This is a genomic window from Microcoleus sp. S36b_A4 (genome assembly GCF_036700645.1).
GTDB lineage: Bacteria > Cyanobacteriota > Cyanobacteriia > Cyanobacteriales > Microcoleaceae > Microcoleus.
Window position 1 is genome coordinate 1 of sequence record NZ_JAUBPI010000134.1, and the last position, 13,446, is coordinate 13,446.

The 13,446-nt window shown below is 45.3% G+C and carries 9 protein-coding genes and 1 pseudogene; 9 read left to right on the forward strand and 1 reads right to left on the reverse strand.

Going from position 1 to position 13,446, the window contains the following annotated elements; translation table 11 throughout:
• Positions 1–144: 144 nt before the first annotated feature.
• Positions 145–366: a helix-turn-helix transcriptional regulator gene (locus tag QUA03_RS26595; RefSeq protein ID WP_333216410.1), complete on the forward strand. Its 222-nt coding sequence runs from the start codon at positions 145–147 to the stop codon at positions 364–366.
• Positions 367–977: pseudogene (locus QUA03_RS29075) on the forward strand (ScaI family restriction endonuclease).
• On the opposite strand, the gene QUA03_RS26605 reads toward QUA03_RS29075, so the two are convergent.
• A complete protein-coding gene (locus QUA03_RS26605) occupies positions 969–1,817 on the reverse strand; it encodes a site-specific DNA-methyltransferase (RefSeq protein WP_333216415.1) in 849 nt (282 codons plus the stop codon). The pseudogene QUA03_RS29075 and the gene QUA03_RS26605 sit on opposite strands and share 9 nt — an antisense overlap.
• Positions 1,818–1,987: 170 nt before the next feature.
• Between QUA03_RS26605 and ribBA the strand changes: the two genes are divergently transcribed.
• The 7 genes from ribBA to QUA03_RS26640 all read left to right on the forward strand — a co-directional run bounded on the left by ribBA (position 1,988) and on the right by QUA03_RS26640 (position 13,369).
• The gene (gene ribBA, locus QUA03_RS26610) at positions 1,988–3,679 is read left to right on the forward strand and encodes a bifunctional 3,4-dihydroxy-2-butanone-4-phosphate synthase/GTP cyclohydrolase II (protein ID WP_333216417.1); all 1,692 of its coding nucleotides are present in this window, start codon (positions 1,988–1,990) and stop codon (positions 3,677–3,679) included.
• A 391-nt stretch (positions 3,680–4,070) separates the two neighbouring features.
• Complete coding sequence (locus tag QUA03_RS26615) at positions 4,071–4,526, forward strand: HAD domain-containing protein (protein ID WP_333216419.1); 456 nt, start codon at positions 4,071–4,073, stop codon at positions 4,524–4,526.
• Positions 4,527–4,574: 48 nt separating this feature from the next.
• Entirely contained in the window at positions 4,575–6,014 is a 1,440-nt protein-coding gene (locus QUA03_RS26620; protein ID WP_333216421.1) for a pentapeptide repeat-containing protein, read from the forward strand.
• Positions 6,015–6,135: 121 nt separating this feature from the next.
• Positions 6,136–7,869 (forward strand): ATP-binding protein, encoded by a 1,734-nt coding sequence (locus QUA03_RS26625; RefSeq protein ID WP_333138683.1) that lies wholly within the window; start codon positions 6,136–6,138, stop codon positions 7,867–7,869.
• 883 nt (positions 7,870–8,752) lie between these two features.
• The gene (locus tag QUA03_RS26630) at positions 8,753–9,757 is read left to right on the forward strand and encodes an RNA polymerase sigma factor, RpoD/SigA family (RefSeq protein WP_333216423.1); all 1,005 of its coding nucleotides are present in this window, start codon (positions 8,753–8,755) and stop codon (positions 9,755–9,757) included.
• A 390-nt stretch (positions 9,758–10,147) separates the two neighbouring features.
• A complete protein-coding gene (locus QUA03_RS26635) occupies positions 10,148–10,645 on the forward strand; it encodes a hypothetical protein (protein ID WP_333216425.1) in 498 nt (165 codons plus the stop codon).
• A gap of 186 nt (positions 10,646–10,831) precedes the next feature.
• Positions 10,832–13,369 (forward strand): CHASE4 domain-containing protein, encoded by a 2,538-nt coding sequence (locus QUA03_RS26640; RefSeq protein ID WP_333216427.1) that lies wholly within the window; start codon positions 10,832–10,834, stop codon positions 13,367–13,369.
• Positions 13,370–13,446 lie beyond the last annotated feature (77 nt).

Consider the following 13,446-nt stretch of genomic DNA (forward strand, 5'->3'; position numbering starts at 1 on the left):
TCGTACTTCATATTATGGGAGCTAATTTTTTCTTTTATTTTACCTAGAACGAGCGCACTTTCGCAAGAGGTCTATTGAAACTTTGTTTAAATTAACACTCATAGTGTGTAGATTTAAAGCCGTTACAAGCTTTAAATTTTTTTATTGATAAAAATTATAAAGCTTAAAATATTTGGCGAACAGGTTCGGAAATTGAGAAAAGCTAGGGGGCTAAGCCAAGAGGAGTTAGCTGAACTAGCAGAACTGCATCGAAATTACATTGGTGGCATTGAACGTGGCGAGAGAAATGTTGCACTTCTGAATATTGTGCGTCTAGCTAAAGCTTTGGAAGTACCGCTAAGCAAATTGTTGGAGGGGATAGAGTAAATGACTTCACCTTATGCGGGGCTTGCCACAGAAGATTGGGCAGTAAAAACGCGGGAGCTGATAGAGATACATCCACTTAGCCCCAACGAAATATATGAAGTAGTAATTCAAGTCTGGCGAGAAATATTTGAATCTAATCTAACCAGTAAAAACTATCAAATAGGTGTAGATTTATTTCCCCGCCCCCAAATTATGGGATACTTTTTGCACGAACTCATCCCATTAGAATTGGCTAGGCGATACCAGAAATTTGGCGCCGCGAAGAAACTGCTACTGAAAAAGATATAGTCTGTCTTCTAGATGATTGCTTCTCGATAGAGATTAAAACGTCTTCAAGTAATCGTAATACATATGGAAATCGCAGTTATACTCAACTAAGCACTACTGGTATAGAAGGAAATAAAAATAAATCGGGCTATTATCTTGTTATTAATTTCCAGAAATTTAACAAAAACGTTCAAGGCTCACAAGTACCGCAGATTAATTTAGTCAGATTTGGATGGTTAGACCGAGAAGATTGGCAAGGTCAAGCGGCTACAACTGGGCAACAAGCGAAATTAAGTCCTGCTGTTGAACGTTATAAATTGCTGCAACTACCAACTTTAGAATAAAGATAACTGTGCTTCTCTGAGTTCCTTGTCCATCAAAAAATTATCTATTCTACTAGCGACAATCTCACAGTAATCAGCCCTAATTTCAAATCCAATAACTTGACGCTGCAAACCCAGAGTCACAATTGCTGTAGTACCGGAACCCATAAACGGATCTAAAACAATTTCGTTTAAATTCGATGCAGACTTGATGATGCGCTCGACAACAGCAACAGGAAATTGAGCGGGGTGAGGCGTGCGTTCTTTTGAAGCTCGGTTTTTCCCCGACGTAACTTTTGGGAACTGCCAAACATCCGTCGGATTTTTGCCTTTTAAGTTTACTTTAATCTTGCCGTTCTTTTTCTGATTCGGATATTTCACATTTGGATCGCGCACTTCATCCAAATTAAATGTATACTGGTACTGATTTTTTACATACCAGAGAAACTTTTCATTGCGGGGTGAAAAGAACTTGCTGCCCGCAACTCCCGCGCCGTAGTTCCAGACAACTTCTTGAATTAGATAAAAAGGCACTTTGTCCCAAAGCAGATAGGAAATCGGAATTGCCTTTGCCCGATCGCGAATTGACAAATAACCTAAATTAAGCCAAAACGCTCCTCGATCGAGCGTTACCCGGTAAACCTCTCCTATCCACTGCTCGCACCAGTTTAAATACTCATCTAACACCAAGGATTTTTCGTACTCTTTGCCGATGTTATAAGGCGGGCTGGTAACGGTTAAATCTACAAATTGAGCGGGCAGCAGCTTCAATGCTTCCAAACAGTCCATGTTATAAATTAAGCAATTAGGAGCTTGGAAGTACGGTTTACCTAAAAGCCTCGCGATATCAGTCAAGCTCATGCAATATTAGGGAAAGATTTTATTGACAAAGTACAAGATTTATAGTAAGTGAGTTCAGAAATCTTGTCAAACTCATCTCGATCGTGGAATCCCCCTGTCGGAAACAAAAGGTTACAATCGAAAATACATTCTATTTCCATAACATTACTGTTTATAGCTTGAACTCCTCAGTGACAAATAACAACACCTCAACTCAATCCTTTCAATTTGACTCAATTGACAGCGCCCTCGTAGACCTCAAAGCAGGTCGCATCGTGGTAGTAGTCGATGACGAAAACCGCGAAAACGAAGGCGACGTGATTTGTGCCGCCCAATTCGCCACCCCCGACAACATCAATTTCATGGCCGTGAACGCGCGGGGTTTGATTTGTTTGGCTTTGAGTGGCGAAAGGCTCGATCGCCTGGAACTGCCCCTCATGGTCAGCAAGAACACCGACAACAACCAAACTGCCTTCACTGTCAGCATTGATGCAGTCAACGGCGTCAGTACCGGCATCTCGGCCGAAGACCGCGCCCGCACCATCCAAGTAGCCATTCACCCGGACACCAAACCTCAAGACTTGCGCCGTCCCGGTCACATTTTCCCCCTGCGGGCGATCGACGGTGGCGTCCTCAAACGCGCCGGTCACACCGAGGCCTCGGTTGACCTCGCCAGACTCGCGGGTCTGTATCCCAGCGGCGTCATCTGCGAAATTCAAAACCCCGACGGTTCGATGGCGAGGTTGCCGGAATTAATCGAGTACGCCAAACTCCACAACCTCAAAATAATCAGTATTGCCGACTTAATTAGCTACCGACTCAAGCACGATCGATTCGTCCGCCGGGAAACCGTCGCCAAATTGCCCACTCAATTCGGCGAGTTTATGATTTACGCCTACCGCGACACCCAAGACAATTCAGAACACGTTGCTATTGTCAAGGGCGATCCGGCAGAATTTAAAGACAAACCCGTGATGGTGCGGGTGCATTCCGAATGCCTGACCGGCGATGCTTTGGGTTCCCTGCGCTGCGACTGCCGGATGCAACTGCAAGCGGCACTGAAAATGATCGAAAATGTCGGTTCTGGCGTCATCGTTTACTTGCGCCAAGAAGGTCGGGGTATTGGATTGGTAAATAAACTAAAAGCTTACTCGCTGCAAGATTTGGGATTCGATACTGTAGAAGCCAACGAACGGTTGGGATTTCCCGCCGACTTGCGGAACTACGGCGTCGGAGCACAAATGCTCAACGATTTGGGAGTAAAAAAAATTCGGTTGATTACCAACAACCCGCGCAAAATTGCGGGTTTGAAAGGTTACGGGATTGAAGTAGCCGATCGCGTCCCCTTACTAATTGAAGCCACAGATTACAACTCGATCTATCTGGCAACAAAAGCCGAAAAACTCGGTCATATGCTACTGCAAACTTATTTAGTAACAGTGGCGATTCAGTGGAACGAAAAAGGAGAAGGAAAAGAGGAAGATTCTGCCATTCAAAATCGGTACGAACACCTCGAAAAACTGCGGCATTTTGCGGCTAACCAGCACTTGCTGCTGCAAGAAGAAGCGCGGCCGGTGGGCATAGCCCTTTTCGGAGAAGGCTCCCTCATCGTTCACCTCGGCTTCGATCAAGCCGGACTCGCAGCCCCCGACTGGTACTTGGATGTAAACCATCCTTACGTCAAGGCGATCGGCCAAATTTTGGATGAAATCAGCACTGAGCCGAATTTGCAAACATTAGAATTCATGGTTTCCTCCGGTGGAGATCCGCTCAAAACCCTGCAAGTCCAGCTCGATCGCGAGACATTCCTGTTGTCGGAATTAACCAGAATTTGCGATCGGCTCGAACCTCAAAAAATCTACAGTTTTGCTCCTCTTGCCTGAAAGCAGAAGGTAGAAGCTAACCCCCCCTACCCCAGCAGGGGGGAAGGCAGCAGCCCAGAAAAACAGTGAATTTTAGAACAATACTTGTTGATACCAGCATCTTCCATTCGTCAGAAAGCAGCCACCAATAACAACAGTGAATAACAATGTGGATTGCCGTCTAATATTATGTCCGGTCGATTACCAGAAATCAGGTAGGGGCGGGTTTACCAACAATATTTGCCAATAATTGACAATCTCAAAAACCCGCCCGGTCGAGATATTATGGTCAATCCATCGGACATGATATAACAAGTCGATATAGCGACACTTGATAGAGAACCTTCGATGCACATTTATATTATTAAGCAGTATTAATAGTCATTAAATCATTCAAGAGGCTTTTTAATTAATGTTAATTTTTTTAGACATTGATGGTGTACTTATTCCTGACAGAAGACATGAAACATCGAGCTTGCCAACAGATATAATGAAATTTAATTCGGCTTGCCTTAATCACTTTGAGAATGTCCTTCGTTCATATCCTAATGCGCGAGTAGTAATTTCATCATCCTGGCGTGAAATATTCCCCTTCGAGGTAATACCGCCATTATTTTCACCAGATATCGCTATCCGTATTATCGGATACACCCCTTTTCTCAACCCCAAAAATATTCATCAACACAAATATTTACGACACCAGGAAGTTCTTGAGTATCTTCGACAAAATCAAGCAGAAAACTCACCTTGGGTAGCCATTGACGATATTCCAGAACACTATCCGCCAGATGCACCAGTTGTGGCTATTGATGATTACAATGGTTTTGACCAGAACTCAGCAAAGATACTTTCAGAATATCTAACTTGATTTCAAAGGTTAGGAAAAAAGTATCGGAATAGAGAGGGTAAATTTGACATGGAAATGAACGTTGGTGACTTTCTGCACCGACTCGATCTCAGGGGACAAGCACTTAAAGGCACCAACCTTGGCGGTGCGGAACTCCGGGGAGCCAACCTCCGAGGCACGGATCTCCGAGAAACTAACCTCAGCGGCGCTATGCTCAGGTATGCAGACCTGATTGAAGCCGACCTCACCGGCGCCAATCTCAGCGGGGCGGATTTAGCTGAATCATTTCTTAATTTAGCTAACCTCACTAGAGCTAATTTGACTGGTGCTGTCCTCCGAGAAGCTAATCTCGTAGGAGCCGAATTCACGGGAGCCAACCTCAAACAAGCAAGTTTGATCAAGGCTAATTTAGTAGGAGCAAATCTCCACGAAGCCAACTTAACCAGAGCCAACCTTAGCGGGGCGGATTTACGCGGTTCTCAGTTGAGCGGTGCCATTTTAGACAAGGCCGTATACAACAACCGGACTATCTTTCCCGAAGATATTGATCCGGGTGCAATGGGAGCATTTTTGCTAGCTCCCAATGCTTCTCTCCCTGGCTTAAATCTGGCTATGGTAGATTTGACCGAAGCGGATTTAAAAGGAGCCGATTTGCGGCGGACAAACCTATACCAAGCTATTTTATTTGGCGCAAAACTCGATCGGGCAAACTTAGCAGGAGCCAACCTCAGCGGAGCGGACTTGAGGGAAGCCAGTTTGAACGCCACGATTTTAGAAAAAGCTGTTTACAGCAACAAGACTTTGTTTTCCGAAGGCATTGACCCCGCTCTGGGCGGAGCTTATTTAATTGCTCCCAATGTATCGCTGCAAGGGGTAAATTTAACCGGAGCCGACTTAAACGGGTCAGATTTAAGCGGAGCTAATTTGAGCGCTTCTAACTTAACTTCGGTCAATCTCAAAAATGTAGACCTCAGCAGAGCTAGCTTAAAAAAAGCTTACCTCAAAGGTGCAAACTTGGAGGGAACAGATTTAAGAGGAGCCGATTTAAGCGGCGCAATTTTACACCAAGTAAACTTGAGTTCTGCTGACCTCCGGGGTGTAGACTTAACCAGGGCTGACCTCAGCGGCGCTAATTTAAGGGATGCCGATTTGAGGGAGACAGATTTCACCGGAGCTACTTTGCTGTTCGCTAACTTGAGCGGGGCCGACTTGAGAGGTGTAGACTTGACAAAAGCTGACCTCAGTGGCGCTAAGTTAAACGAAGCTGATCTCCGAAAAGCAGATTTGATGAGAGTAAATTTGGAGGGAGCAGATTTAACTGAGGCCGACTTGAGCGATGCTCATTTATTCCGAGTTAATCTCAGAGGTGCTAACCTGAAAGGTACTAACCTCAAAGGCGCAAGTTTAAAAGGGGTATTTTTGACTGACGCTTATTTGAGCGAAACGGATTTGACAGATCTAGATCTGAGTCCAAGTTTTTTTGAATTGCCGCTAGAATCGGAATGGTAATTAGTCATTTGGCAGTTGGCAGTTGGCAGTTGACAGTTGACAGGAAAGCAGTCATTTATCTGAACAATCTAAAATCTAAAATCTATCTGAACAATCTAAAATCTAAAATCTAAAATCTAAAATGGATCGACCGTTAGGCTCTGTTATTCAAGGTTCCCTGAGCAAGGGATTAGAAGTGCGACTGCACGCCGATGTTTCGGTGGAAGATATGAGGGTGGGGAAATTTCTAGTAGTGCGGGGGGTGCGATCGCACTTTTTCTGTATGCTCACCGATGTGTCTCTGGGAACTTCTAGCGCCCGCATTTTATCGAATCCTCCCAATCCCGACGACGATTTTCTGCTGGCAGTGCTAGCTGGTAGCAGCACCTACGGTACGATCGAACTGTCGCCGATGTTGATGTTGACTGCTGAAAGAGAAAAACAGCAGGCAATTTTCGACCCGACGAAAAACGGCGGAGTTCGCGAGAATAAGTTGGCGTTAGGAAATTTGGCTTCTTTTGAGTCACAAACCGGGGCGGATATTGAGTTGCTGCCGGTCAAAACTATTCCCAGCCACTTTTCGCAGGTGTTTGATGCCAAAGAAACTGATTTTCGGGCAGTTTTTGGCTGGGAAGATGACCCGTATCGCCGCAATTTTGCGATCGGCAAACCGATTGACATGGACGTTGCTGTGTGCTTGGATCTAGACCGATTTGTGGAACGCAGCAACGGAGTTTTTGGCAAGTCGGGAACTGGAAAATCTTTTCTGACTCGCTTGCTTCTGTCGGGAATTATTCGCAAGCAAGCTGCAGTTAATTTAATTTTCGATATGCACTCGGAGTACGGGTGGGAAGCTGTTTCGGAAGGGAAACAGTTCAGCACTGTTAAGGGTTTGCGGCAGTTGTTTCCCGATAAAATGCAGATTTATACCCTCGATCCAGAATCGACAAAACGCCGGGGAGTCCGCGACGCTCAAGAGTTGTTTTTAAGTTTCGATCAAATTGAAGTGGAAGACATCGCGCTAGTGCAGCGCGAGCTAAATTTGTCGGAAGCTAGTATCGAAAATGCGATTATTTTGCGAAATGAGTTGGGCAGTGGTTGGATCAACAAGTTGCTGGAAATGACCAACGAAGATATCCAAATGTTTTGCGAAGAAAAACGGGGAAATAAGTCTTCGATTATGGCTTTGCAGCGAAAGTTAGAGCGATTAAACGATTTGAAATACATTCGGAAACGCTGTCCGAAAAATTATGTAACTGAAGTTTTGCAGTGTTTGGATGGCGGCAAAAATGTAGTAATTGAGTTTGGTTCCCACTCGGATTTGCTGTCGTATATGTTGGCTGCAAATGTGATTACTCGCCGCATTCACCAAGCTTACGTGCGGAAAGCAGAGAAGTTTTTGCAGAGCAAAAATCCGTGCGATCGCCCGCAGCCATTGGTGATTACCATTGAAGAAGCTCACCGCTTTCTCGATCCGGCGATCGTGCGATCGACTATTTTCGGTACAATTGCCAGAGAAATGCGAAAATACTTTGTCACCCTGCTAATTGTAGACCAGCGTCCTTCTGGCATCGATGCGGAAGTCATGTCGCAAGTCGGAACCCGCATCACAGCCTTGCTAAACGATGATAAAGACATCGATGCTATTTTTACCGGCGTTTCGGGAGGGCAGAGTTTGCGTTCAGTTTTGGCAAAACTCGACTCCAAACAGCAAGCATTAGTTTTGGGGCACGCTGTACCGATGCCCGTAGTCGTGCAAACTCGCCCCTATGACGAGCAATTCTACAGAGAAATCGGGGATATTGACTGGCAAGAAATGCCCGATGAACAAGTATTTGCCGAGGCAGAATCTGCTAAAATGGATTTAGGATTTTAGATTGATAAGTGCTAGATTCATTATAGAACTTAGGCGAATTTTCCTGTAAATTAGTCTTGGCGAAAAATTGGCGATCGCTGGCAATGACAGAAATATGAAGATTTTTGCTTCAGTTATAAACGAAAAAGAGCGATCGCTCGAACCGGAAAAAAATTAGCCCCCAGCTTTCCGTCAGAAGCTTTTCCCCTTTCACCCCCTTACCCCTCATCCCTAACTGCCCAAAATTTGCATAAGGTTAAACATGATGGAGATCGTGGAGCCTCGCAGTACAATGAAAGTCAAACAGGGCAACAGCCAGCTTTTATACACCTTTTGGTTACTCGTAGCAGAATTTGCTTAGCATATTTAAATAAAAATGTCAATAAATATTTTAAACACTTACTGGCATCTAATACGGCGATCGAGTTCGGTTATCTCGCATCCCACCATCTAGGCAGCGAGAAAATTTCAAGCGATGATGGAACAGAGAGCAAAACAAAGCCCTCGAATTGCATGAGTCTGTTTGCATGAGTATTGTGAAGTTGAGTGGCAGTTAAAACTAACAGGGAATTCAAAACCTTAAGGAAAAATGTAGAATCTTGACCTTAAGACAGAGGTTTTTACTCTTTACGATCCTCAAAATTGGGAATAATATTGAGAAAACTAAACTCTTGCTTCACTTCGCCTTGAACTAGCCGTTAAAGCTAGCGAGCTACCGAAAATCGAGGGGGATTACTGGAAAATCCAGCACAAAAGTAATTCCAAACAAAAAGCTTCTACCGATCGTCACCGATAAACAAGAGGGGAAACATCCCCTTTGTCGCAGTCTTTATCCCACTTGCAAAAGTGGGACAGGGTATCACCAACTTTTTATCTGTTGTTACAAGGAGTGCAATACTCACCCATGTCCACCACAACCCCCAAAAACAAAACAGTGAAAGCCGATCGCATGGGCAGCCGGCCATACTCCTCAACGGATACGGTTCGTACCTATCTGCACGAGATCGGTCGCGTACCCCTGCTAACCCGAGAAGAAGAAATTGTTTTCGGGAAGCAGGTGCAGCAAATGATGAAATTAATCGAAGCAAAACAAGCACTTGCTAAAGAATGGCAGCGGGATCTGACGAATCAAGAGTGGGCTGCCGAAATGGAGTTGACCGAACCTGAACTTAGCCGCATCTTACAAATAGGGCGGCGGGCCAAGCAAAAGATGATTGAAGCCAATTTGCGGCTAGTAGTGGCGATCGCCAAAAAATACCAGAAACGCAATATGGAATTCTTGGATTTAATTCAAGAAGGCACCCTCGGTTTAGAACGAGGAGTCGAAAAATTTGACCCGATGCGGGGATACAAATTTTCTACCTATGCCTACTGGTGGATTCGGCAAGCAATTACCCGCGCGATCGCCCAACACGCCCGCACAATTCGATTGCCAATTCACATCACCGAAAAACTCAACAAAATCAAAAAGGTGCAGCGGGAACTCACCCAGCAGTTGGGCCGGTCTCCCTCCCCTGCCGAAATTGCCGCCGCTTTGGAACTGCACCCTTCCCAAATTCGGGAATACCTGCTGATGGCAAGACATCCAGTTTCTTTGGACTTGCGGGTAGGAGACAACCAAGATACCGAACTGCAAGAACTCTTAGAAGACGAAACGGCATCTCCAGACAACTACATTACCTCGGAATTACTGCGGCAAGACCTCAATACTTTGATATCAGAACTTACCCCCCAGCAGCGAGATGTAATAATTTTGCGCTTCGGTTTGGAAGACGGCACAGAAATGTCTCTAGCGAAAGTCGGAGAACGGTTAAATCTCAGCCGGGAACGGGTGCGGCAGCTAGAACATCAAGCCCTTGCCCACCTGCGGCGCCGCCAATCTCAAGTCCGAGAATACTTGGCTAGTTAGTCACTAAAAAAGTTGAGATTTTCCCCAAAATCTCAACTTTTTTTTTCTTGTTGGCGCTGCAGGGAAGAATACTTTTATACAGTTAAAAAAAAGAATCCAACTGTAGGCCAGTGTTCCAAACCCTTATGGAATAGGTCAGGCCAAATTATTCAGTTATTTAATATAAAATTTAAAATCTAAAATGGTATTATTTGAGAGGTCGATCGCCCGATCGGGGCGGAGGCAAAATTTGTCAAAACTAATCTTAGATTTAACTTCAGGAACCGGGCGGGCGATCGTTCCTTTAAGTTTATAGCCAATATTAAGCCAAATACCCGGTTTCTCTACAATCTTGGTGAAACTGGTACAAGAGGCGCTTGGAACCAGCTATTTTAAATTTTGGGGTCTGGAGTGGTTTTGACTTATTTGATATTGACAGGAAGTTTAGAAGCGATCGCGATCGTGCTTGCTCTCTCGCCCGGTAACTTGAGCATCGCATTCCCCGCACGCCGGGCACACGACTCGGACATCAAATCCGGCGTTTTAAGCTCGCAATCTCTGCCAAATCCTGGGGCAGATACAGCTAGCACAGGTTTAGCAGATGGCATTTACCTCTACGGCCAGTCGAGCCAGCCAGAGGAAATTAAACAAGAATATTTTGTATTTGAAATGCGGCAGAGTAAGGTAGTCGGCGCTTTTTACCTGCCTCGGTCTGCTTTTTACTGTTTTTACGGCACGGGCGATCGAACTCAGTTAAATTTAACAGTAGTGGATAGTTACGACGGCAGTCGCTCTCCCTACTCGGTAAACCTGCAACAGTATTACCCAATTTCTACCATCAGCGAGAACGATCGGCGCATCTTGGGAATTTGCAAAGAATCTCACAAACAGCAGGTGTGGGAAAAGTAGGAAACACGCGCTGCGCCACCAGTCAATCGATTTTAGATTTTAGATTTTAGATTTTAGAATAGAAGAAAGCAACCCGACTGATACATCGGACGCCCCGGAGCAAATTGCTTTCGGTCAGGGTTCAGGAAACAGTAGTAAAATTGCTCCTGAGTTGAGATTTCGGACGGACACCACACACATGGCAAGATGAAACTGCGTCGGAAAACACTATCGATTGTTGGCATTACCATTGCTGGATTGACTGGCATTCTGTATGTCGCCTCCTCAAGCATCCTCTTGGGCAGCCTGATCAAAGCAGAGGAACAAGAAGCCACACAGGTTGTCAAGGGAGTGCTCAGCGTGTTCGGGCAAACCGCAGATGACTTCAACTCGCGCTTTGCCGACTGGTCGTCCTGGGACGACACCTACACTTTCATCCAAAACCGCAACTCAAAATTCATTGCCTCCAATTTAATTCCAGAAGGGCTGGCTAATATAAGAGTTAATATAGCCATTTTTGTCAATACTTCTGGCAAAATAGTTTACAGTACGGGTTTAGACAGCCAAAAGCTGAAACTAACGCCTGTTCCAGAAGCATTAAAACGGCGCATTTCTCTCAGCGACCCGCTGTTGCAGCACCCCAACGCCAAAAGCAGCCTCGCTGGTATCCTGCTGCTACCGTCAGGGCCAATACTGATTACTTCCCGGCCAATTCTCACGACTAAAAGCACCGGCCCGATCCGGGGTACGCTGGTATTCGGGCGCAATTTGGATGCTACGGGCATTGCGAAGGTTTCTAAAATTACTCGCTTGCCACTCATTGTACACAGCGTTAATGAGGCTCAGTTGCCTGCAGACTTCGAGAAAGCGCGGGAGAAACTGTCGGAAAAAAAACCGATTTTTGTGCGTCCTTTAAGCGAAGAGTCGATCGCGGGTTACACTTTGATCCGGGATATTTACAACCAACCTGCGCTGCTATTGCGGGTGGATATCCCCAGAGAAATATATCGGCAAGGTCAAATTAGTTTACTGTACCTGCTGGGGTCTGTAGCGCTAGCGGGAGTTGGGTTGGTCGGCTGCACTCTGCTGCTGCTAGAGCATCTGGTGCTGTCTCGGTTGAGCGGTTTGGCGAAAGCAGTCAACCACGTCAGCAGCAGCCAAGACCTCTCGGTGCGACTACCTGTGACGGGCGAAGATGAGTTGTCCGACCTTGCCCATACTATCAACGGAATGTTGAGTGCGATCGCCCAAGCCGAAAGCGAACAACTCGAGGAAAAAGCCCGCTACCGAGCTGTCGTGGAGCAAGCTACAGATTGCATTTTCCTGTGGGACGCTCAAACCAAACGTCTTTTGGAAGCCAATACAGCGTTTACAGACTTACTTGATTACAGTCTTGATGTGATTTCGCAACTGACTATTTACGATATCATCGCTTACTCTAAAGATCTGATTGACAACAATATCGAGTTGCTGCTGACGGACAAACAATTCAGAATTGGCGAAGTTCTCTACCGCCGCCGAGACGGTTCCTGCGTGGATGTAGAAGTGAGCGGGAGCGTGATTTCCTACGGAGGCCGCGAGATTATTTGCACAGTTGTCCGCGACATTACCGAGCGCAAGCAAGCAGAAGCCGAACTGCGAGCCTCGGAAGAACGCTACAGACTTTTGTTTAAAAATAACCCCCATCCGATGTGGGTTTACGATTTAGAAACTCAGGAATTTATAGCCGTCAATCAGTCTGCTATCGAACACTACGGCTACACTCGCGACGAATTTCTCAACATGACCGTTGCGGACATTCGTCCCCCCCAAGAGCTGCCGAAATTGCTAGAAAATATATCCCAAGTAGATGCCGGTAGTGAGTTTGCAGGTGTGTGGCAGCACCAGAAAAAAGACGGAACAATTATTGATGTAGAAATTACTTCTTATGGTCTGGTATTTGATAGCAGGAATGCTGAATTAGTTCTGGCTCACGACGTGACCGACCGCTTGCAAGCCGAGGCCGAACTCTACAAGGCAAAGGAAGCTGCAGAAGCAGCTAGTTTGGCTAAAAGTCAGTTTTTGGCTAACATGAGCCACGAACTACGAACTCCTCTGAATGCGATTATCGGTTACAGCGAGATTCTACAAGAAGAGGCTTTAGATTTGGGCGAAGAAAATTTTGTGTCTGATTTAGAGAGAATTCACAATTCAGGCCAGCTTTTACTAACCTTAATTAATGATATTCTGGACTTGTCGAAGATTGAAGCCGGTCACGCGGAAGTGGAATTAGAAACTTTTGACGTGTCGGAGGTCGTTCAAGATGTAGCTAGAACTGTGGAACCGCTATTTTTGCGAAATACAAATCGCCTGAATGTGGAGTGTCCTAATAATATTGGCGAATTGTATTCCGATCAAATTAAGCTTACTCAAATTTTGTTTAATTTGCTCAGCAATGCAGCTAAGTTCACTCATAAAGGAACAATTCTACTTAGCGTTGAAAGAATTAAAAATGACGAGAATAGTTGGGATTCAGAACAGTTAATTTTTAATTGTAGTGATACTGGGATTGGGATGACTCCTGAACAGCTACAAAAGTTATTTCAACCTTTTACGCAAGCTGATGCTTCGACTACCCGCAAGTACGGAGGTACGGGTTTGGGTTTGGCAATAGCGCAGAAATACTCTCAGATGTTGGGGGGAGAAATTACTGTGGCTAGCGAGTTTGGCAAGGGGTCAACATTTACCTTAACGTTACCAGCATAGATCGATTTTAGATTTTAGATTTTAGATTTTAGATTTTAGATTTTAGATTTTAGATTTTAGATTTTAGATTTTAGATT

What these genes read in the sequence shown, in the direction of transcription:
- QUA03_RS26605 (WP_333216415.1), bottom strand. Translation starts at nt 1,817, where the DNA reads ATGAGCTTGACTGATATCGCGAGGCTTTTAGGTAAACCGTACTTCCAA.
- QUA03_RS26615 (WP_333216419.1), top strand. Translation starts at nt 4,071, where the DNA reads ATGTTAATTTTTTTAGACATTGATGGTGTACTTATTCCTGACAGAAGA.
- QUA03_RS26620 (WP_333216421.1), top strand. Translation starts at nt 4,575, where the DNA reads ATGGAAATGAACGTTGGTGACTTTCTGCACCGACTCGATCTCAGGGGA.
- QUA03_RS26625 (WP_333138683.1), top strand. Translation starts at nt 6,136, where the DNA reads ATGGATCGACCGTTAGGCTCTGTTATTCAAGGTTCCCTGAGCAAGGGA.
- QUA03_RS26630 (WP_333216423.1), top strand. Translation starts at nt 8,753, where the DNA reads ATGTCCACCACAACCCCCAAAAACAAAACAGTGAAAGCCGATCGCATG.
- QUA03_RS26640 (WP_333216427.1), top strand. Translation starts at nt 10,832, where the DNA reads ATGAAACTGCGTCGGAAAACACTATCGATTGTTGGCATTACCATTGCT.